The organism is Streptomyces sp. NPDC055239 (assembly GCF_053606205.1).
The window spans coordinates 988800-1008918 of sequence record NZ_JBSGRD010000002.1 but is presented as its reverse complement, the minus strand read 5'-3'; the positions used below and the strand labels follow the sequence as shown (position 1 = coordinate 1008918).

Annotated in this window: 19 protein-coding genes; 12 read left to right on the top strand and 7 right to left on the bottom strand. The window is 69.8% G+C overall.

Annotation, left to right across the window (positions count from 1 at the left end; translation table 11 throughout):
- Positions 1-145: 145 nt before the first annotated feature.
- On the top strand, positions 146-850 hold the full coding sequence (locus ACWFRJ_RS10685; protein WP_453526911.1) for a TetR family transcriptional regulator: 705 nt from the start codon (positions 146-148) through the stop codon (positions 848-850).
- A gap of 22 nt (positions 851-872) precedes the next feature.
- Here the strand turns inward: ACWFRJ_RS10685 and ACWFRJ_RS10680 are convergent, their stop codons facing one another.
- Complete coding sequence (locus tag ACWFRJ_RS10680; RefSeq protein WP_453526908.1) at positions 873-2036, bottom strand: PP2C family protein-serine/threonine phosphatase; 1164 nt, start codon at positions 2034-2036, stop codon at positions 873-875.
- Positions 2037-2151: 115 nt separating this feature from the next.
- Positions 2152-2643, bottom strand: a complete 492-nt coding sequence (locus tag ACWFRJ_RS10675; RefSeq protein ID WP_453526905.1) for an N-acetyltransferase family protein — start codon at positions 2641-2643, stop codon at positions 2152-2154.
- An 85-nt stretch (positions 2644-2728) separates the two neighbouring features.
- Here ACWFRJ_RS10675 and ACWFRJ_RS10670 point away from each other — a divergent pair, with 85 nt between their 5' ends.
- From ACWFRJ_RS10670 to ACWFRJ_RS10660, 3 genes are all read left to right on the top strand, one after another.
- Entirely contained in the window at positions 2729-3664 is a 936-nt protein-coding gene (locus tag ACWFRJ_RS10670; protein WP_453526902.1) for a TIGR01777 family oxidoreductase, read from the top strand.
- 215 nt (positions 3665-3879) lie between these two features.
- On the top strand, positions 3880-5220 hold the full coding sequence (locus tag ACWFRJ_RS10665) for an NAD(P)/FAD-dependent oxidoreductase (protein WP_453526899.1): 1341 nt from the start codon (positions 3880-3882) through the stop codon (positions 5218-5220).
- 278 nt (positions 5221-5498) lie between these two features.
- Positions 5499-7610, top strand: coding sequence for a family 20 glycosylhydrolase (locus ACWFRJ_RS10660; RefSeq protein WP_453526896.1), 2112 nt, complete (start codon positions 5499-5501; stop codon positions 7608-7610).
- Between the two features lie 83 nt (positions 7611-7693).
- Here the strand turns inward: ACWFRJ_RS10660 and ACWFRJ_RS10655 are convergent, their stop codons facing one another.
- Positions 7694-9139: a regulator gene (locus ACWFRJ_RS10655; protein ID WP_453526893.1), complete on the bottom strand. Its 1446-nt coding sequence runs from the start codon at positions 9137-9139 to the stop codon at positions 7694-7696.
- 219 nt (positions 9140-9358) lie between these two features.
- Here ACWFRJ_RS10655 and lipB point away from each other — a divergent pair, with 219 nt between their 5' ends.
- The 5 genes from lipB to ACWFRJ_RS10630 all read left to right on the top strand — a co-directional run bounded on the left by lipB (position 9359) and on the right by ACWFRJ_RS10630 (position 13221).
- Positions 9359-10228 carry a lipoyl(octanoyl) transferase LipB gene (lipB, locus tag ACWFRJ_RS10650; RefSeq protein WP_453526890.1) on the top strand — a complete coding sequence of 290 codons (870 nt, stop codon included), beginning with the start codon at positions 9359-9361 and terminating at the stop codon, positions 10226-10228.
- A 167-nt stretch (positions 10229-10395) separates the two neighbouring features.
- Complete coding sequence (locus tag ACWFRJ_RS10645) at positions 10396-11361, top strand: lipoyl synthase (protein ID WP_383277914.1); 966 nt, start codon at positions 10396-10398, stop codon at positions 11359-11361.
- 247 nt (positions 11362-11608) lie between these two features.
- Entirely contained in the window at positions 11609-11812 is a 204-nt protein-coding gene (locus ACWFRJ_RS10640) for an SCO2195 family GlnR-regulated protein (protein WP_389909703.1), read from the top strand.
- Positions 11813-11842: 30 nt separating this feature from the next.
- Positions 11843-12544 carry a DUF4191 domain-containing protein gene (locus ACWFRJ_RS10635; protein ID WP_383277920.1) on the top strand — a complete coding sequence of 234 codons (702 nt, stop codon included), beginning with the start codon at positions 11843-11845 and terminating at the stop codon, positions 12542-12544.
- Between the two features lie 284 nt (positions 12545-12828).
- On the top strand, positions 12829-13221 hold the full coding sequence (locus ACWFRJ_RS10630) for a hypothetical protein (RefSeq protein ID WP_453526886.1): 393 nt from the start codon (positions 12829-12831) through the stop codon (positions 13219-13221).
- Positions 13222-13530: 309 nt separating this feature from the next.
- Here the strand turns inward: ACWFRJ_RS10630 and ACWFRJ_RS10625 are convergent, their stop codons facing one another.
- Positions 13531-13998, bottom strand: a complete 468-nt coding sequence (locus ACWFRJ_RS10625; protein WP_453526883.1) for an RDD family protein — start codon at positions 13996-13998, stop codon at positions 13531-13533.
- A gap of 218 nt (positions 13999-14216) precedes the next feature.
- Here ACWFRJ_RS10625 and glnA point away from each other — a divergent pair, with 218 nt between their 5' ends.
- The gene (gene glnA / locus ACWFRJ_RS10620) at positions 14217-15626 is read left to right on the top strand and encodes a type I glutamate--ammonia ligase (RefSeq protein ID WP_453526880.1); all 1410 of its coding nucleotides are present in this window, start codon (positions 14217-14219) and stop codon (positions 15624-15626) included.
- A 168-nt stretch (positions 15627-15794) separates the two neighbouring features.
- On the top strand, positions 15795-16565 hold the full coding sequence (locus tag ACWFRJ_RS10615; RefSeq protein WP_453526877.1) for an alpha/beta hydrolase family protein: 771 nt from the start codon (positions 15795-15797) through the stop codon (positions 16563-16565).
- A 233-nt stretch (positions 16566-16798) separates the two neighbouring features.
- Here ACWFRJ_RS10615 and ACWFRJ_RS10610 read toward each other — a convergent pair whose 3' ends face one another.
- The 3 genes from ACWFRJ_RS10610 to ACWFRJ_RS10600 form a co-directional block, all read right to left on the bottom strand.
- Positions 16799-17341: a hypothetical protein gene (locus ACWFRJ_RS10610; protein ID WP_453526874.1), complete on the bottom strand. Its 543-nt coding sequence runs from the start codon at positions 17339-17341 to the stop codon at positions 16799-16801.
- 221 nt (positions 17342-17562) lie between these two features.
- Positions 17563-18363 (bottom strand): bestrophin-like domain, encoded by an 801-nt coding sequence (locus tag ACWFRJ_RS10605; protein WP_453526871.1) that lies wholly within the window; start codon positions 18361-18363, stop codon positions 17563-17565.
- A 219-nt stretch (positions 18364-18582) separates the two neighbouring features.
- Positions 18583-19212, bottom strand: coding sequence for a CGNR zinc finger domain-containing protein (locus ACWFRJ_RS10600; RefSeq protein ID WP_453527225.1), 630 nt, complete (start codon positions 19210-19212; stop codon positions 18583-18585).
- An 83-nt stretch (positions 19213-19295) separates the two neighbouring features.
- On the opposite strand from ACWFRJ_RS10600, the gene ACWFRJ_RS10595 reads away from it, so the two are divergent.
- Positions 19296-20108: an MBL fold metallo-hydrolase gene (locus ACWFRJ_RS10595; RefSeq protein WP_453526868.1), complete on the top strand. Its 813-nt coding sequence runs from the start codon at positions 19296-19298 to the stop codon at positions 20106-20108.
- The last annotated feature ends 11 nt before the right edge of the window (positions 20109-20119 follow it).

Genomic DNA, 20119 nt, shown 5'->3' with positions numbered 1-20119 from the left:
CGATCAACTCCGGGCTCCCGGATCCGCCATGGGTTCGCCCATGGATCCGACCTTCCCGATCTGATTTCAATGTACGCCTCTCTGGCACGTTTTGCCATGCCGACAATTCATGTATCAGGGTGATGATCGCGCGTAGGCTGCGAGGGTGAGCACCCACCGGTCGCAGCCCCCGCAGTCCCCGCAACCTCCGCCGTCCTCGCAGTCCTCACAGCCCCCGCAACCGTCGCTGACCGAGCGCCGCAAGGCGGCCACGCAGCTCGACATCGCCCGCGCCGCGGCCGAGCTCTTCGCCGAGCGCGGCCCTGACGGCACCACGGCCGAGGAGATCGCGGGCCGGGCCGGGGTGGCGCTGCGCACCTTCTACCGGTACTTCCGCAACAAGCAGGACGCGGTCGCGCCGCTCCTCGCGGGCGGCGCCGCCGAGTGGCGGGCCCACCTGGCCGACCTCGATCCGGCCGATGGCGTGCCGACGGCCCTTGAGCGGTCCATCGCCGACGCGCTGACCGCGGCGGACGACCGCGCGGCCGAGTCCCTGGAGTCGACCCGCGGCCTGCTGCGCGCCGCACAGGACGATCCGGCGCTGCGCGCCGTCTGGTACCGCGTGAACCAGGAGTCCGAGGAGCAGCTCGTGCCCGTGCTCGCCCGCCTGGCCGGGGACGACGCCGACGCACTTGACGTACGGCTGGCGGCCGCCGCCGCCACGGACGCCATCCGCCTGGCCCTGGAGACCTGGGCCGCCACGGACGCGCCCACCGAAGGCCCCGGCTCCCCCGCCGTCCTGGCGGTGCGCTGCCTGCGCGAGCTGACGGGCGGGCTGCGGCTCCTGGCCGCCGATCGCGGTGACGGCTGAGGCAGCCGCCCACCACTCCCCCCTACAACTCCGGATCCGGCTCCAGGTCCAGTTCCCGCTCCAGGCCCGGGTCCAGGCCCACGTCCAGATCCAACGAGAACGCCAGCAGCGCCACATCGTCCCCGACCCCGCCGCAGAACCGCATCAGGTCCGCCCACACCGCGGAGGTCAGCGCCGCCGGGTCGTCCAGCAGGTCGACGCAGAGCACGGCGAGGCGCTCGGTCAGCGGGTAGAAGACACCAGAAGCGTTCCGCGCCTCGGTCACTCCGTCGGTCACCACGAGCAGCCGGTCGCCGGGTTTCAGGGTCAGGGTCACCTCTTCGGGCGGGGCGACACCGGCGATCCCCAGGCCGAGCGGCGCACCCGGCGCCACGGTGAGCTCCTCGACGGCGCCGCCGCGCAACAGCAGCGGGGGCGGGTGGCCGCAGGAGACGATCCGCAGCTCGGGGGCGTCGTCACGGAACTCCAGGAGCACGGCGGTGGCGAAGAGTTCGGCGTGCTCGGCCTGCTCGGAGTCGACCACCAGGCGCCGGTCGAGCCGAGCGGCGACGCCCTCCAGGTCGGGCTGGTCGAGCACCGCCTCTCGGAAGGCGCCGAGCAGCGCGGCGACCGTACCGACGGCCGCGAGACCGTGCCCCTGCACGTCACCGACCAGGGCGCGTACTCCGTGGGGCCCCTTGCGTACGTCGAAGAGATCGCCGCCGACCAGGGTCCCGCCCTGTGCCGCACGGTAGAGCCCCGCGCAGCGCACCGGACCCACGCGCTCCGGCAGCGGCGGGAGGACGGCGAACTGGGCGGCCTCCGCGACGGTGCGGACGGTGACGAGCTGGGCGTCGCGCCGACTGCGTACCCAGGCGAACACGATGCTCAGGAGCGCCACGAAGGTGACGGTCAGCAGATCGCTGCTCCCGGGGCGGCCGAGTCCGAAGCCCGGCAGGGAGAGGAGCAGCACCGCCGTGCCGCCGAAGAGGGCCGTGGCCGACGCGCCGTACGACAGTGCGGCGAGCGGCGGCACGGCGGCGAGCAGGAAGCTGAGGTCGATCGTCTCCGGAGTGGACAGCTGGATGACGGACAGGACGGCAAGGAGTGCGGGCGGAGGCCAGCGCACCCAGTGGGGTGGCGGCGCGCCGCGCAGCCAGCCCGGCTCGTCCCTGTCCCGTCGACTGGCAGCAGCGACCCTGAACATCGGTTCGCTCCTTCCGGTCGACCTCTTACGCTCCTACGCGCGCGTGCCCGCCGCACGCCGGGCCGGTCCGTCGGGTGCCGAACCCCGAACGGGGGTCGGGCAGGCCTCCAGGGTGTCAGATGAGCACGCGCCCCATCAGCACATCGTCCACGTACGAGCCGTCGAGGAAGAACTCGCCCGGCAGCACCCCCTCGACCACGAAGCCCTCGGACTCGTAGAGCGTCCGGGCCAGAGTGTTGTGGCCGAGCACTCTCAGCGTGATGCGCCGAGCACCCTGGCGGCGGGCCTCATCCACCGCGGCCCTGACCAGGCGGCGGCCCACTCCCTCGCCGCGTGCCTCGTCCGCGACGGCCAGGCCGAGGATCTGGCGCACGTGGGCGTTGGCGAGCAGGGACGTGGGGAAACCGAGCCGTATGTAGCCGACGACCACGCCGTGCCGCTCGGCGACCAAGTGGTCGCGGGGGCCGAAGCGGTCCGTGAAGAACGGCGGGTACGGGAGCTGTGGAGCCGGTTGTACCGCGTGCAGGGTGGACCAGGTGGCGCGGTCGATGCGGCTGAGTACTTCTTCGTCGTCCGGCAGGGCGGTACGTATGTGCGTGTCCGGCATGGGCGTCACTGTACGACGGACGCCTCGCGGCTCTCCGCTCACCGCACTCTCGGCTCTCCGCGGGATTCCGGGGCAGGATGGCGGCATGGAGTCCACCGAGTCCGAACAGTCAGTCCCCTCCGCGCGACGCTCCCGTATCGCCGTGGCCGGTGCGTCCGGTCTCATCGGAACGGCGCTGACCCGCGCCCTCGCCGACGACGGTCACGAGGTGGTGCGGCTCGTGCGCCGGGCACCTCGTACGAAGGACGAGGTGCGATGGGACCCCAAGGAGAGGTACGTCGACACGGCGGGGCTCGCGGGCTGCGACGCGGTCGTCAACCTCGCGGGAGCCGGGGTCGGCGACCACCGCTGGACCGCCGCCTACAAGAAGGAGATCCGTGACAGCAGGGTGCTCGGCACATCGGCGCTCGCGGAGGCGGTGACCTCGCTGGACGAGCCGCCGCGGGTGTTCCTGTGCGCGAGCGCGATCGGCTACTACGGAGACACCGGTCAGCGTGCGGTGGACGAGAGCGCCCCTGCCGGAGAGGGCTTCCTGCCCTCCCTGTGCGTGGAGTGGGAAGGCGCGGCGGCCGCGGCACACGAAGCGGGCATCCGCACGGTCTTCGCGCGCAACGGCCTGGTGGTGGCGAGCGAGGGCGGGGCCTGGGGGCGGATGTTCCCGCTCTTCAAGGCGGGGCTCGGCGGGCGCCTCGGCAACGGCCGTCAGTACTGGAGCTACATCTCGCTGCACGACGCGGTGGCCGCGCTGCGGCACCTGCTCGACACGGAGTCGCTCTCAGGTCCTGTCAATCTGACGGCGCCCGACCCGCTCACCAACCGGGAGGTGACGGCCGCGATGGGGCGGGTGCTGCACCGGCCCACGCTCTTCACCGCCCCGTCGCCCGCGTTGCGCGTCGTGCTCGGCGAGATGGCCGGTGACGTGCTCGGCAGCCAGCGGGTCCTGCCGACGCGGCTCCTGGAGTCGGGGTTCTCGTTCGCCTTCCCGGGCATCGAGGAGTCGATCCGCGCGGCACTTCGGTAGACGGCACTTCGGTCAGCGGCACCGCGGTGAACGGCACTGTGGCAAACGGAATCGCCGCAAACCGCGCTGTGTGCGACCGGCGTGCGACCGTGCTCGGTCGATGCGCGACTGCCACCGGCCGTCATCACTCCTACCCTCGTGCGGTACTCGGTGATTCCGAAGCCCTGTTGAGGGCATGACGTCCCCAGCAGCCGCGCTACCTCGGGGAGGGGCACGTGCCAGAGCCTGCGCAGCATGCGGATGTCGTCATCGTGGGAGCGGGGGTCGCGGGGCTGTCGGCCGCCCACCAGCTGACCAGTGCCGGTGTAACGACCGTCGTCCTGGAAGCCGCTCCTTACGTCGGCGGACGCATGTCGACGGAGAAGGTCGACGGGTTCCGGCTCGACAGGACCGGGCAGCTGCTCACCACGTCCTATCCCGAGTTGCGCAACACGCCGGGGCTCGACGCACTCGTACTGCGGCCCTTCGCGCCCGGCGTCCTGGTGCACAGCGACGGCCGGCACCACCGCGCCGTCGAGCCCACGACCTCCCGGCGCGCGAGGGGCGCACTGACCGCTGCGCGCGCTCTGGCAAGCGCCCCCAGAGGCCCGCGAACGGCACGGACCACGCCCCACGCGGCCCCTCTCGGCGGCGCCCTGGACCAGGCCCGTCTCGGCGCGGCACTCGCCAGACTCGCGGCGACGCCCCCAAGGCGCCTCCTCACCCGCCCCGAACTCCCCGCGTCACAAGCCCTCTTCGCCCGTGGCCTGCCCGCGCGCACCGTCAACGGCTTCCTGCGCCCGCTGCTCTCGGCGCTCCTCTGCGACCCGGACCTGATGACGTCGAGCCGGTGCGCCGACCTCGCCCTGCGCTCCTTCGCGCGCGGCCGCCTGTGCCTGCCCGAGGGCGGCGCCGAGGTGTTGCCCGAGCTTCTGTCGGCCGCGCTGCCACCGGGGACGGTGCGTACCGGCGTACGCGTCACCGCCGTCTCCACTACCTCGGTCACGACCGCGGAACACGGCGAAGTGGCCTGCCGCGCCGTCCTCCTGGCCACCGACGCCCGCGCCGCCGCCGAACTCCTTCCCGGTCTGCGCGTGCCGCCCTTCCACCAGGTGACAGTGCTGCACCACGCGGCCCCCGAACCGCCGCTCGCCGAGCCCGCGCTGCTGCTCGACGCCGACCGTTCGGGGCCGGTCGCGCACACGGCCGTGGTCAGCCACGTCGACCCGTCGCGCGCGCCCGCGGGCCGGGCTCTCATCTCGTCGACGGTCCTCGGCCCGCCGCCGGACGAGCGCGCCGTCCTCGCCCACCTCGCCGAGCTGTACGGCACTTCGACCGCCCGCTGGGAATCCCTCGCCGTCCACCACACCCGTGATGCGGTACCCGCGATGCCGCCCCCGCACGATCTGCGCCGCCCTGTGCGGCTGCTCGCGGGGCTCTACGTGTGCGGGGACCACCGGGACACCAGCACGGTGCAGGGCGCGCTGTATTCGGGCCGCCGCGCGGCGCGGGCCGCGCTCGCCGACCTCGGCGTGGACCCCGCGCACGGGACGGGCCGCCTACCGATGGCGGCCTGATGCGAACGGCGGCGTCACGCGGTCCACACCCATCCGACCTATAAGCCACCCCTGGAAGCCTCTGTGCCCTGCGCGAGAGCTTTTGCTCTTCCCTGCGCTTCTCACGCAACCCGGCAACTCCCCTTGCCACACGGGTACCTCGCGGCTACGGTCCCACCGGATCACCAAGCCGCGGGAGGACTCACGTGCGTCGCACCATGCCGGTGATATCGCTCATCCTCGGCCTATTCATAGGAGGTCTATCTTTGCCGAGTACCGCAACCGCCACGGAGGCCGCAGTGCCCTCCGTAGTCCCCCGCCCCACCGACTGGACCGCGCTCGAAGGCCGTACGAAACTCACCGAGCGCACGCGCATCCTGATCGACCCGCGCGCCGGATCCACCACCGCGCTCCCTTCGGGCCGCAGCGAATTCCCCGGCCCCGCACGCCAGTCCGTACGCAAGCTCGCCACCCAGCTCCGTACGGAGATCGAGCAGGTCACCGGCATCACGCCCCGGATCGCCCACATCTCCCGGATCAGCCGCACCACGGGCCGCCCCGCCGACGGCGACATCACACTCGGACTCACTGCCGAGGGCGCGCTCGGCGCAGAGGGTTACACCTTCGACAGCGCGGGCCCGATCCGTATCGAAGCCGCGTCCACCCACGGCCTCTACTACGGCACCCGCACCCTCCTCCAACTGCTGCGCGCCACGGCCGACGACCACCGCGCCGTCCCCCGCGCCCGCTCCACCGACCGTCCCGCGCAGGCGATCCGCATGGTCCACCTCGACGCGGGCCGCAAGTACTGGAAGATCCCCTACCTGGAGAACCTGATCCGCAGGATGGGCGACCAGAAGCTCAACACCCTCTTCCTGCACCTCTCCGAGTCCGAGGGCTTCCGCCTGTACAGCCCGAAGTTCCCGGGCCTCGCCGACCCGGACCACAGTTACAGCCGCGCCGACATCGAGCGTCTGAAGGCCTTCGCGGCCCGCCACCACGTCCAGTTGATGCCTGGCCTGGAACTTCCCGGCCACGCCACCGTGATCAGTGAGGCCTTCGGCATCGGCTTCGGGTCGGGCGCCGGAGCGTGCACGGGCGCGCACACGCACTCGCACCTCACGCCCGACTGGATCATCGACATGACCAGCGACAAGGCGGTCGCGAAGTCGAAGGAGATCGTCGACGAGTTCGCGGGCTGGTTCGACGCGCCACTGTTCTCGATCGGCGCGGAAGAGGTCCCCGGGCAGCTCGCCGAGTGCCCGCGCGTGAAGGACCACCTGGCGAGCGCGCCCGACGTGTCCACGCTCGGCGACCTCCTCAACCGCTACATCAACACCCTTGACGACGTGGTCGCTTCGCACGGCAAGCGCACGGCCGTCTACAACGGCTCCGAACATCTCGCCGCGCCCCAGCAGAAGGTCCACGACCCGGTCGTCTTCCTCACCTGGGAGGGCACGGGCGCCGAACCGGAGATCCCCGGGCACGACGAGATCGCCATCGGCCCGTTCTACGACACCCCGAACAACTACCACCACCTGTATCCGGACGAGCCCTGGATGTACGACAGCTGGGCCCCGAACACCGACCCGGACATGCTCGGCTCCGGCGTCACCAACTGGGCCGACTACAACTTCTGGGCCGACGACGGCTACTTCGAGCAGAGCATGGCGGGCGCCCGCGCGATCCTCGCCGACCGCACCTGGAACAGGACCACGACGCCGGACGCACTCGCCGACTTCAGGGCCCGCGCCGCCCGCATCGGCGACCCTCCGGGCACGACGCCGACGCCGGTGCCGCCACGGGTCGAGGGCCGGCCGAGCCACCACTGGACGTTCGACGACGCGTCGTACCCCAGTGGCTGGACGTACGCGGGCAGCCCCGGCAACACGATCTTCGCCGAGGACGTGGCGGGCGACCTCCCCGGCACCTCCTACATCATCAACAACCCCACCCCCGTAGAAGGTGTGCGCGGCCAGGCCTGGCGCTTCGACTCCGACCGGGACGGTGTGGGGTTCGGCGGTCTCGACGTCGCCGAGCCGTGGACCACGTCCGTGCAGGTCCGACCGACGGCCAGGACCGCGGACCAAGTGCTGCTCAGCTCCAGGGCGGGCGCGCTGAAGCTGATGCAGCACGGCACCGGGAAGGTCGGCTTCACGCGGTACGGCGCGGCCGACTTCAGCTTCGACTACACGCTGCCGCTCGACCGCTGGACCCGGCTGACGTGGGTGACGACTCCGGGGCGCACCACCTTGTACGCCGACGGTCAGCGGGTCGGGTCCGTCGCGGCGTCGGTACCGCTGCCGCTGCGTTCCATCGGGACGGAGAAGGCGAGCCTGCGCGGTGACCTGGACGAACTCACCACGTGGGACGAGGCGCTCACCCCGCAGGAGGTCGCGCGTCTGCGCTGAACGCGTACGCCTGAGGACGCACATGTAAGGGGCGGACCTGCGCAGGCCCGCCCCTTACACATGCGCCCACCGGGGACGGGCGGTCAGCTCAACGCCGCCACCCGGTCGCGATACCCGCGCACCGCCGCCGCGTCGCGGTACGGCTCGAGGCGCCGCTCGAAGTCGCGGACGTACTCGATCGCCCGCACCGACCGCATCTCCCCCGCCGCCTGCGCCGCCTCGGCGCCCAGCTGACAGGCCTGCTCCAGCTCGCCGAGGGCGAGGCGCGAGGAAGCGAGCACCACCCGGCAGAACAGGCGACTGCGGGCGTACCCGGGGGCGCGCAGCTGGAGCGAGCGCTCCGCGTGCTGGGCGGCCACGCGGTACTGCTGGAGGTCCCGGTGACAGTGCCCGAACTCGTCCGCGAGCTGCGCCTCGTCGAAGAACCGCGCCCAGTAGGGGACTTCGTCACCCGGCCGCGACGTCTCCAGGGCCCGCTCGGCGCGCACCATCGACGCCGTGCACGCCCGCACCTCGCCGAGCACTCCGTGCCCCCGCGCCTCGACCGAGTGCAGCAGGGCCTGTACGACGGGCGGCGCGGACGATCCGACGCCCTGCTGGGCCACTCTCGCCAGCTGCACCGCCTCCCTGCCGTGCCCGAGGTAGACGGCCTGGCGGCTCATCGTGATCAGGACGTACGAGCCGTAGGCGCGGTCGCCCGCGGCCTGCGAGAGCCGCAGCGCCTGGACGTAGTACCGCTGGGCAAGGCCGTGCGCCGCGATGTCGTACGAGGTCCAGCCCGCGAGCCGGGTGAGGTCGGCGGCGGCCCCGAAGAGCCGCCGTCCGGCCTGTTCGCCGTACGTGCCGCGCAGCATCGGCTCGGCCTCGTGCTCCAGATAGCGCACGAGCGCCTGCCGGGCGTGCCCGCCGCCGTACGCGTGGTCGAGCGCCCGGAAGAGCTCGCCGACGGAGCGCAGGGCCGAGATGTCGCCGCTCGTCACTCTCGCCCCGACGCCCCGCTCGGGCTCCTTGCGCTGGCGGGGCACGGCCGGGCGGCCCTGGGTGGGCACACGGCCGCCGTGCAGTCCCTGGTCACCGCGCCCCACCCGGTCGTCGGCGCGGCCGATCAGCCAGTCTCTGCTGGGGACGACGAGCCCTGCCGGGGTGAACGCGATCTTGCGCAGTTCGGCCTGGCTTCCGGAGTCCTTGCGCCAGAGCCCACCGACGATGTCGATCGCCTCTTCGGGGCTCGCCGCGAACTCGAGCCCGGCGTACACCGGCGCACACGCGTCGAGCCCGAGATCCTGCGCGGAGAGTCTGCGCCCTAACCGCCGGGTGAAGACCTCTGCGATAAGGGCGGGGGTGGTGCCGCGCGGCTGCTGCCCGCGCAGCCAGCGGGTCACCGACGTCTTGTCGTACCGCAGATCGAGACCGTGCTCGAGGCCCAGCTGATCGACGCGGCGCGCGAGGCCCGCATTGGAGAACCCGGCTTCTGAGATAAGCGCGGCTAGCTGGCGGTTGGGGGTGCGCTGCGGAGGTCGTTCCGTCATCAGCTGTGCGGTCTCCTGCCTTTCGGGCGTTGCTTGAGCAGCCCTTATGGCTCTGTGAACGGCGTGAATGTAGCGGCCCCCACCGCCCGCATCGCGGCCTTCGACCCGCATTCATCCGATCGTGTGAGGATTGACCGGAGGACTGACGAGAATCCGCTGCCCGTACAGTGGCTGGGGGCGCGATATATGCACGGTGCAGGTTCTAGGGAGGCACTTGCCGTGAGTGAGTTTCAGTTCGTCCGGCTCGGCTTCGGCCCGGACGCGGTCGACTACCAGGAGGCCTGGGACGAGCAGCGCCGCGTGCACGCCGCCCGCTTCGCCGACGACCTCCCGGACACGTGTCTGCTGCTTGAGCACCCGCCGGTCTACACCGCGGGCCGCCGCACCGCGGCCAGCGAGCGCCCCCTGGACGGCACCCCCGTCGTCGACGTCGACCGCGGCGGCAAGATCACCTGGCACGGCCCCGGACAGCTCGTGGGTTATCCGATCCAGAAGCTGCCGCGCCCGGTGGACGTCGTAGCACACGTACGCCGTCTGGAAGAGGCACTTATCCGCACGTGTGCGGAATTCGGCCTGGAGACGTCTCGTGTCGAGGGCCGCAGCGGCGTATGGGTCCTTGGCGACCCGGTGTCACAGCGTCCGGCCCTCGGCGGCCTGGACCTGGACTTCGACCCCCGGACGCAGGACGACGAGTTCGACGCCCGGTTCAACGGCCCGGAGTACGCCCCGTCCAACGCCGGCCAGCGCCGCGAGGACCGCAAGATCGCGGCCATCGGCATCCGCGTGGCCAAGGGCGTGACGATGCACGGCTTCGCGCTGAACGTGAACCCGGACAACACGTCGTTCGACAAGATCATCCCGTGTGGCATCCGCGACGCGGGCGTGACATCGCTCTCGTACGAACTGGGCCGCGAGGTCACAATCGCCGACATCCTGCCCGTCGCCGAGAAACACCTGCGGGACATCCTCGAGAACGCGGACCTCAAGCCGCGCATCGTCGAGAAGCCCGCACAGAGCCCCGCGCAGAGCCCCGAGAAGACCGCCGCGACGACGGTTGAGAATCCGGAAGCCGAGAAGGCGACCGCCTAGAACCGCTGAGAACTACCGAGAACCGCTCAGAACCGCCTGGAACCATCCAGACATCTGGGGCTGTGGGGAATGCACCCCGTCGGCCAGAGGTTGGCCGAGCGTAAGCCCAACGACATCACGGGCGTACCCTGGTGTGCGCCGAAGAATCGAAGCTACAGGGAGCCGATGTGTCCGCAGTCGCACCCGACGGACGCAAGATGCTGCGCCTGGAGGTCCGGAACGCCCAGACCCCCATCGAGCGCAAGCCCGAGTGGATCAAGACCCGGGCGAAAATGGGCCCCGAGTACACCAAGATGCAGAACCTCGTGAAGAGCGAGGGCCTGCACACGGTCTGCCAGGAGGCGGGCTGTCCCAACATCTACGAATGCTGGGAAGACCGCGAGGCCACCTTCCTCATCGGCGGTGACCAGTGCACCCGGCGCTGCGACTTCTGCCAGATCGACACGGGCAAGCCGCAGGCGCTCGACCGTGACGAGCCGCGCCGCGTGGGTGAGTCCGTCGTCACGATGGACCTGAACTACGCCACCATCACCGGCGTCGCCCGCGACGACCTGGACGACGGCGGCGCCTGGCTGTACGCGGAGACCGTCCGCCAGATCCACGCGATGACGGCGGAGCGCGCGGAGGGCCAGACCAAGGTCGAGCTGCTCATCCCCGACTTCAACGCGGACCCCGACCAGCTGGCCGAGGTCTTCTCCTCGCGCCCCGAGGTCCTCGGGCACAACGTGGAGACCGTGCCGCGCATCTTCAAGCGGATCCGTCCGGGCTTCCGCTTCGAGCGCTCGCTCGAGGTCATCACCCGCGCCCGCGAGGCCGGTCTGGTCACCAAGTCGAACCTGATCCTCGGCATGGGCGAGGAGCGCGAGGAGATCAGCGAGGCGCTGCACGCGCTGCACGACGCGGGTTGCGAGCTCATCACGATCACGCAGTACCTGCGCCCGACTCCGCGCCACCACCCCGTGGAGCGCTGGGCCAAGCCGCAGGAGTTCGTGGAGCTGAAGGAGGAGGCCGAGGAGATCGGCTTCTCCGGGGTCATGTCCGGCCCGCTGGTCCGCTCCTCGTACCGCGCGGGGCGCCTCTTCCAGATGGCGGTCGAGAAGCGTGGGGCGTACGTCGCCTCGCAGGCGGTGTGACGCGGGGCGGCAGCCCTACTGTGTGAATCGGCGCACAAGTGACTACTGGCGAGTAGTGGCCGAGATGACGTGGCCCGTACAGTCTCCGCAGGTGAGGGGACCGTACGGGCCACGTCAAAGTTTCGATGCTCAGCGTCAAGGCTTCATCCGTGTTTGACCGGTCAGTCACGCCCTGGTAACACCAATCAGTGACCCTGGAATTACCCCACGTACAGCCTTAGCCATAGCCGCCCAGGAGGGCCCCACCATGCAGGCCGCGCCCGTACGCGCCACCGCCATCCCGTCCGTCACCGACGCACTCCGTGCCGTCGAGTCGCTTCTCATGAGCAGCGGCCAGCGCACAGCACGCCGCAACGCCTGGACGTCCGTGCTCGACGACCGGCGTCGCGCGAAGGACCGGGCAGAGGCACTTCGCGTCGTCGAGGAGTCGATGACAACCCGCACGTCGTAGTCGCTTCCAGGGACACGTAGACTTCACGACATGGCGAGGAAGGAAACCGCGGCGGACGCCGCGAACCCCGGGCGACTCAAGCAGATCGCTCAGACCTACAAGATGACCCGCAGGGCCGATCCGCGGATCGGTCTCATCATCGCGGCTGTGGGAATCGTCACCTTTGGTGTCTTCCTCGCGATCGGCTTCTTGATCGGTCACCCGATCTATCTCGGCATTCTCGGCTTTGTGCTCGCCTTCCTCGCGATGGCGATCGTCTTCGGGCGCAGGGCTGAGCGTGCGGCCTTCGGGCAGATGGAGGGCCAGCCCGGTGCGGCGGCCGCGGTGCTCGACAAGATCGGCCGTGGCTGGACGACGACTCCGGCGGTGGCGATGAACCGCAGCCAGGACGTCGTGCACCGCACGGTCGGCAAGGCGGGCATCGTGCTCGTCGCCGAGGGCAACCCGAACCGGGTGAAGAGCCTGCTGGCCGCCGAGAAGAAGCGCATGGCGCGCGTCGTGTCGGACGTCCCGGTACATGACGTCATCGTCGGCACCGGCGAGGGCCAGGTCCCGCTGAAGAAGCTGCGTACGACGCTTCTGAAGCTCCCCCGCGTCCTCCAGGGCCCGCAGGTCACGGCGACGAACGACCGGCTGCGCGCGATGGGGGACCTGATGAGCAACATGCCGTTGCCGAAGGGGCCCATGCCCAAGGGTGCGCGGATGCCGCGCGGCGGCCCGAAGATGCGCTGACGAAGACGCGGTAACGCTCCGCCTCTTTCCACCTCTCCTGTCTCTACGTTGACGAAGGCCCCGGAACCGATGGGTTCCGGGGCCTTCGTCGTACACGCATTTCCCCAAGAGCAGTAATGAATTCTCTCCCTCAGGGGCCTATCCGGGCCCGGCAATGATCTGCATGGATGAAGCAATGGTCTACACGGATGAAACGGCGTGACGATTCTTCTCGTCCTCCAGTTCCTGCTGACGACACTGCCGCAGGCAGGTTTTCACAGCCCAAAACAATGGGAGAAGAAGAAATGATCCGGAAGCTTCTGGCCGGCGCGGCGCTCGCGTCCGCTGCCGCCGCCGCGACCGTCGGCACCGCTGGTATCGCCTCGGCCACCGAAGGTGGTCCGCAGGCCGAGAGCTCGACCAGCGCGCACGAGACGAACCAGGCGGCACGTGCCGCGTACGGCGAGACCACGAGCGGCACCGGCACCACCGAGTTCGCCACGGACAACGGCGACGTCGCCATCGCGGGCGACCCTGGCGGCATCGCCAACAGCTACGGAGCCCCGTTCGTCGACGTCGACCTGCGCTGCGCCGTCCCCTCGGCGCAGGGTGTGGGCGGCAACGTCCTCGGCGGTCCGGTGGCGGCCTGCGACACAGCGCCGGTCGACCAGTTCGACGCCCCGGAGCGCATCATCTGACACCCGGTAAGGCGTGCCCCTCCCCTTGTACGCCACCGGTGATTACCAGTTCCTCTCTGCCGTGTCCGTTCCTGCACGGCAGAGAGGAACTACTTTCCATTTCCGCGGCGAGGGCATGGATTGCCCGCGAGGCCATTTCTCGATTTCCGCGAAGGCCCCGCGCCGCCCGGGAAATAACGGAGCGAATTCAGACGAAGGCCCCGGAACCGATCGATCGGTTCCGGGGCCTTCGATGTCGTACGTGCGAGAAACGCGGTCGTACGAGAGTCGTACGAGAAACGCAGTGTCGGTCACGCGCTCAGAGCCGCGTCAGATCCGCACCTGAACGGCGCGGGCGAGGCGCTCGTGGAGGCCGCGGCCGTCGCGGTCCCAGATGAGGGCCGGGATGGCCACGCAGAGCAGGACGCTGCGCAGGAGGACCCGGACGAAGCCGAGGCGGCCGCCGCCCTCGGCGACGACGCGCAGCCTGAAGAGGGCCTTGCCGGGGGTGCAGCCGACCGTGCCGACCGTCAGGACGGCCATGACGAAGAAGATGCCGAGCGCCCAGTTGCCCATCGCCTGCTGGTCACCGCGAGCGAACAGGCCGTATGCGATGAGCATGCACAGGGCCCAGTCCACGACGATGGCGCCCATGCGCCGCCCGGGGCGCGCGATCGAGCCCGGCCCCTCCTCCGGCAGGCCGAGCTGCTCGCCCCGGTATCCGAAGTCGACGCCCGCGTCCTCTGCCGCCGCACGAGGGCCGGAGAGCCACGATCCGATTACTTGCCTGTTGTCCACCCGTCCACGGTACTGCGCCCGTTTTCGTACGAGGACGGTCGGGGTAGGGCGAATGACACCTGACCCGAACCCGCCTCGGTTAACTTCGGCGAAACAAATGGGTCATGCTTGAGAAATCCCCCGTCCCTATGGTCGGGTCCCAGCGTGTGCCACCGCACTGGCCGCACAACGAGCTGCAACCCCGTCCCCGCCTGGGGGTCGGGAGTAGGAGGAGTTGGATGTTCCAGAACGCCGACGACGCAAAGAAGTTCATCACGGACGAGGACGTGAAGTTCGTAGATGTCCGGTTCTGCGACCTGCCCGGAGTGATGCAGCACTTCACCATCCCGGCAGCGGCGTTCGACCCGAACGAGGAGCTCGCCTTCGACGGTTCGTCGATCCGCGGCTTCCAGGCCATCCACGAGTCCGACATGGCGCTGCGCGCGGACCTGTCGACCGCCCGGGTCGATCCCTTCCGTCGCGACAAGACCATCAACATCAACTTCTTCATCCACGACCCGATCACGGGCGAGCAGTACAGCCGTGACCCGCGGAACGTGGCGAAGAAGGCCGAGGCGTACCTCGCCTCCACCGGCATCGCGGACACGGCGTACTTCGGCCCCGAGGCCGAGTTCTACGTCTTCGACAACGTCCGCTTCCAGACGTCGGCGAACGAGAGCTTCTACCACATCGACTCCGAGGCAGGCGCCTGGAACACCGGTGCGGTCGAGAACAACCGCGGCTACAAGGTCCGCTACAAGGGCGGCTACTTCCCGGCCCCGCCGGTGGACCACTTCGCCGACCTGCGTGCCGAGATCTCCCTGGAGCTGGACAAGAACGGCCTCCAGGTCGAGCGCCAGCACCACGAGGTCGGCACGGCCGGCCAGGCGGAGATCAACTACAAGTTCAACACGCTGCTCGCCGCGGCCGACGACCTGATGCTCTTCAAGTACATCGTGAAGAACGTCGCCTGGCGCAACGAGAAGACCGCGACCTTCATGCCGAAGCCGATCTTCGGCGACAACGGCTCGGGCATGCACGTCCACCAGTCGCTGTGGGCCGGCGGCGACCCGCTGTTCTACGACGAGCAGGGCTACGCGGGCCTCTCGGACACCGCCCGCTACTACATCGGCGGCATCCTCAAGCACGCCCCGTCGCTGCTCGCCTTCACGAACCCGACGGTGAACTCGTACCACCGCCTGGTTCCGGGCTTCGAGGCCCCGGTCAACATGGTCTACTCGCAGCGCAACCGCTCGGCTGCCATGCGTATCCCGATCACGGGCTCCAACCCGAAGGCCAAGCGCGTCGAGTTCCGCGCGCCGGACCCGTCCTCGAACCCGTACCTGGCGTTCTCGGCGCTCCTGATGGCCGGCCTGGACGGCGTCAAGAACAAGATCGAGCCGCCGGAGCCGATCGACAAGGACCTCTACGAGCTGGCCCCCGAGGAGCACGCGGGCGTCGCCCAGGTCCCGACCTCCCTCCCGGCCGTCCTCGACGCCCTCGAGGCGGACCACGAGTACCTTCTGGCCGGCGGTGTCTTCACCCCCGACCTGATCGAGACGTGGATCGACTACAAGCGCACGAACGAGATCGCCCCGATCCAGCTGCGTCCGCACCCGCACGAGTTCGAGCTTTACTTCGACATCTAAATCACGGAGTCGGGTGAGCCCGACGCCGCGTCAGCACGGACAGTGGGCCGCCTCCCGGATCAGGGAGGCGGCCCACTGTTCTGTTGGTCTCGCGCTGACACCGGCTCGGCTAGTGTCGCTCTCGTCTCCCTGCCCCACGATCAGTCCCTGCCTAGGTGAGCACCACACATGAACGAAAAAGTGAGATTCCCGAGCGTCGTCGGCCCCGAACTGGCCGGGGTGATCGACCTGCCGGAGGGCGAGATCCGAGGTTGGGGGCTCCTTGCACATGGATTCACCCTGGGCAAGGACTCGCCGGCTGCCTCGCGCGTCAGCAAGCAGTTGGCACGCGAGGGGATCGGCGTGCTGCGCTTCGACAATCTCGGGATCGGAGACTCCGAGGGCGACTGGGGGGACGGTTCCTTCACCGTCAAGGTGCAGGACACTGTCCGTGCCGCGGCCTTCATGGCGGAGCGAGGGACTCCGGTGGATTTGCTGGTGGGGCACTCGTGGGGAGGCGCAGCCGCTATCGCGGCCGCGCACGAGATCGTCGGCCTCCGCGCGCTGGCCACGATTGCGGCGCCCGTCGATCCCAGTCACGTCGAGCGGCAGTACGACTCGGTCCTGGATCGCGTCCTCAGTGACGGGGCGCACGAGTGGTTCGTCGGCGGGAGGACTCTGGTTCTCAAGCGCGCCTTCGTCGAGGACGTGCGCCGGGCTCACCTGCGCGACCGGATCGGCGAGGTGGACATTCCGCTCCTCGTGGCGCATTCGCCCACCGACTCCACCGTCGACATCTCCAATGCCGCGGAGATCTTCCAGGAGGCACGGCACCCGCGAAGCTTCATCTCGCTCGAAGGCGCGGACCATCTGTTGACCGCGCGAGGACAGGCGCAGCGGGCCGCTCACATCATCAGCGCCTGGGCCGACCAGTACCTCGACGAGCCACGGCCCGAATAAGCGGCATCTCGGACGACTGAGAACTCGGGTAGCCAGGGTTCGTGTTCAACGTGATGTGCCCAGAGCAGGAACGAGGCGCGGGTGACCGCTGCTTCCCGGTGACTCCGCGGGACGGGCCGTTGCGTCAGGCGGGCGCTTGCCTTGCGCGGCGGGTGAGATCGGACATGCCGAGGGCCGCCGCTCCGGAGTGAGTCGGAGCGGCGGCCTCGGTTGCCCGGTGGTGCGGGCGGGGATCAGACCGAGCCGGAGCCCTTGAAGCCGTAGTGGCGCAGGCCCTTGCCGTCGTCGTCCCAGTTGAGCTTCAGGGCGCCGTCGGCGTACGCGCTCTTGCCGCCCACGTACTTCTTCGCCGTGGACGTGGTCCAGGAGCCGTTGCCGCTGCCGTTCATTCCCGCCAGGTTGTCCTGGATGTAGAAGGTCTTGTGACCGAGGACCGTGTCAGCGCCGCCGTCCGCGTGCTTGACGTACAGGCGGAAGTACGCGTCGTCGAAGGTCTGCGACAGGTCGGTGCCGGAGTACCACGGCGGGGCGTCCCAGGTGACCTTGGCCTTGGAGTAGACGTAGCCGCCGGACCGGGCCACGCAGTTCTTGACCGTGAAGTCCCAGTTGTCGCCCCAGGGACCGGAGTAGCCCGCGTCGTCGATGGTGCGGGAGCTGGAGTTGCACTTCCAGCTCAGTGCGGAGGCCGGGGCGGTGGCCAGTACCGAGACGCCTGCGACGGTCGCGCCGACCAGGGCGACCGACACGGCCTTCCTGGCCGCGGACGAGCGCCGCACGGAGGAGAGTCGTACAGACGACGATATATGACGCGGATTCAGTTTTCGCATGGAACATTCCCTCGTTGGTGGTGGTGCTGGGACCTGCTTGCGCAGTTCCTTGCTTTCGCCGCCCGCTGGAACTGGAATCCGATGTTCCGGTGGGTGGCGATCACTCACCTTAGCGATCACCCATCGGGTGTTCGGCGGCTGTTCGGTGCTCGTTCGGTAGCAGTTCCGTATTACGTCGCCTTGATGCCCGAGCCGTCGCAGGGAATGTCCGCCATCTTGTGGTTCGCCGCCTTGAAGTCCTTGGTGATCTGCTGCTCGACGTTGGCGATGGCGGTCGGCGGGACGTCGATGAAACCTCCGAAGGGGCGGTCGACGTCGCGGATGATGACCAGGGTCGTGGTCAGCAGGACGGTGATGATGACGAGGGCGGTGAGCTGGCCGCGGTTGTTGCGTGTGGGTAGGGAGAGGCCCAGGGCGATGATCGTCAGGGCCAGGGCGACCAGCAGGAACCAGAAGATGGGGTCGGCGATGGAGGGGCTGGATTGGACCAGGCGCTCCTCTCGCGCCTCCGACCTCTTGCTGTCGGCGGCCACCAGCATGCCGAAGGTGGTCTCTCCCTTGAGCTCGGTGAAGGCGTGGCGGAAGTCCCTCGTCCACACGCTGGGGGCTGGCGATCCGCTGCCGTCCCGCATCGCGGGCCACTCCTTCGTGCGGACCGCGCGGGCGTAGCAGATGGCGTCGGACTGTAGCCGCTGCGTCTGCTCCTTCGGTGCGTACTCGGCGAGTTCGGCGAGGTGGTCGAGGGCGTGGGCCTCGCCGCGGGCGGCTGTCTCGGCTCTTCCGTACGAGGCGGACGCGGAGACCAGGGTGAAGGCGAGGAGCAGGATCGTCAGGGTCTGCAGCGGGCCGACGAGGTCGCGCACGCTCATGCCCTTGTCTTCGTCCTCGTCGACGAGGCGCGGGCGCAGGTAGTGGTTGGCGACGATGCTGCCGACGAGGGCCAGTACGGCGACGACGAGTACGGCGATCACGAGTTTGCTCTCCTGATGAAGCGGGGCCCGAAGACGGACAGGGAGCCGGACAGGGAGCCGGATAGGGAGACGGACATACTCGTGATCTTGAGTGGGGGCGCCTGGTCGCCGTCGTACCGAAGCGCCCTGCGCCTCGAAAGAGTGCCTGCGCACTCCATACGGCTCTGGTTCAGGTCAGCGGCGGCGTGGCGCGGCGTGGCGCGAAATCTTGAGGTCGTATCAGGCCGACTTCGGCCGCGTACGCCGGGCGTAAGCGCGGGCCGCGCGGGCTCGGTCTCCGCAGCGCGTTGAGCACCAGTGGCGGCGGCCGTGGCGCAGCAGGTAGCGGTTGCAGGGAGGGGAGCCGCAGGCGGTGAGGCGTTCGGCGTCGGGGCCTGTGAGCAGGGCGGCGGCGTCGGCTGCCAGGGTCGCCAAGGCGTGCTCGACGACCTGCGTCGTGGGGTGGGACGCGGCGCGGTACATGCCGCGTACGGGGTCCCAGTGGAGCAGGGAGGCCGCGGGCGCCCTGGTCAGGGCTTCGTTGAGGGCAGCCAGCGCGCTCGCCGGGGGTGGGCAGTCGTGGAGCCGGGCGGCGAGCAAGGAACGGATCTGTTCCCGCAGGGTGCGCAGTTGGGCCGTACACATCTCCTGGAGGCCCGAGTCGGCCGGGGCCAGGTCGCGTTCGGCGAGCCAGCGGTTCGCGGCCGCCGGGGTGCCGAGGAAGTCGGCGAACTGGCCGCCGGGCAGTGCGACGGCGCTGTTGGCGAAGTCGAGTGCGGGGTACTGCTCCGCTCCCGGCGCGGGCAGCGGCAGGTCGGTCTCGGCCAATTCCGCGGGCTCGGCCGTCAGGATCTCGTTCACCTTTCTCATGGTACGCATTGCCTTCATCCGTGAGATACGGCTACGGTTTCTCACGGATAGATTGTTTCCCATCCGTGAGGTGTGTCTCCTCCATGTCATCCACGCCCTCCATGGCCGCATCCGGCACGACCGACGAGCAGATCCCCGTACGCGTCTTCGGCGGCCCGACCGCCCTCTTCGAGTACGGCGGTCTGCGGTTCCTCACCGACCCCACCTTCGACGCACCCGGCGAGTACCCGGCCCCGGGCGGCGCCGGCCTGACCAAGACCGCGCCCGCCTCGGTCCCCCTCTCCGCGCTCGGCTCCCTCGACGTGGTCCTGCTCTCGCACGACGAGCACCCCGACAACCTCGATGTCTCCGGCCGCGCCCTGCTCGCCGACGTACCGCTCACCCTCACCACGCCCGGTGGCGGGCGCCGCCTGCGCGACAGCCTCGGGGACAAGGTGAAAGGGCTGCAGGACTGGGAGTCCGTCGAGCTCGACCGGCCCGGCGGCGGACACGTGACCGTGACGGGCGTGCCCGCCGTGCACGGTCCCGGCAGGCGCGAGGACGTCGAAGCGCTCACCGGCGAGGTCGTCGGCTTCGTCCTGACCGGCGAAGGTCTGCCCACGGTCTACGTCAGCGGCGACAACGCCTCGCTCACCGCGGTCGAGGAGACGGCCGCGCGGTTCGGCCCCGTGGACACCGCCGTCCTCTTCGCCGGCGCGCCCCGCTTCCCCTTCCTGTTCGAGGGCGCACCGATCGTCCTCGACAGCGCCCAGGCCGCCGAGGCCACGAAGATCCTCGGTGCGCGCAGGGTCGTACCCGTCCACTTCGACAGCTGGGCCCACTTCACCGAGGGCCGCACCGAGTTGGTCGTCGCGTTCACCGCCGCGGGGCTCGCCGACCGTCTGCAGCTGGACTGACCACCCGAGGA

Bases quoted from the DNA above. Each gene is read 5' to 3' on its own strand.
- ACWFRJ_RS10680 (WP_453526908.1), bottom strand. From the start codon at position 2,036: ATGTTCAGGGTCGCTGCTGCCAGTCGACGGGACAGGGACGAGCCGGGC.
- ACWFRJ_RS10630 (WP_453526886.1), top strand. From the start codon at position 12,829: ATGATCCGGAAGCTTCTGGCCGGCGCGGCGCTCGCGTCCGCTGCCGCC.
- glnA (WP_453526880.1), top strand. From the start codon at position 14,217: ATGTTCCAGAACGCCGACGACGCAAAGAAGTTCATCACGGACGAGGAC.
- ACWFRJ_RS10635 (WP_383277920.1), top strand. From the start codon at position 11,843: ATGGCGAGGAAGGAAACCGCGGCGGACGCCGCGAACCCCGGGCGACTC.
- ACWFRJ_RS10655 (WP_453526893.1), bottom strand. From the start codon at position 9,139: ATGACGGAACGACCTCCGCAGCGCACCCCCAACCGCCAGCTAGCCGCG.
- ACWFRJ_RS10595 (WP_453526868.1), top strand. From the start codon at position 19,296: ATGTCATCCACGCCCTCCATGGCCGCATCCGGCACGACCGACGAGCAG.
- ACWFRJ_RS10640 (WP_389909703.1), top strand. From the start codon at position 11,609: ATGCAGGCCGCGCCCGTACGCGCCACCGCCATCCCGTCCGTCACCGAC.
- ACWFRJ_RS10600 (WP_453527225.1), bottom strand. From the start codon at position 19,212: ATGAGAAAGGTGAACGAGATCCTGACGGCCGAGCCCGCGGAATTGGCC.
- ACWFRJ_RS10675 (WP_453526905.1), bottom strand. From the start codon at position 2,643: ATGCCGGACACGCACATACGTACCGCCCTGCCGGACGACGAAGAAGTA.
- ACWFRJ_RS10670 (WP_453526902.1), top strand. From the start codon at position 2,729: ATGGAGTCCACCGAGTCCGAACAGTCAGTCCCCTCCGCGCGACGCTCC.
- ACWFRJ_RS10615 (WP_453526877.1), top strand. From the start codon at position 15,795: ATGAACGAAAAAGTGAGATTCCCGAGCGTCGTCGGCCCCGAACTGGCC.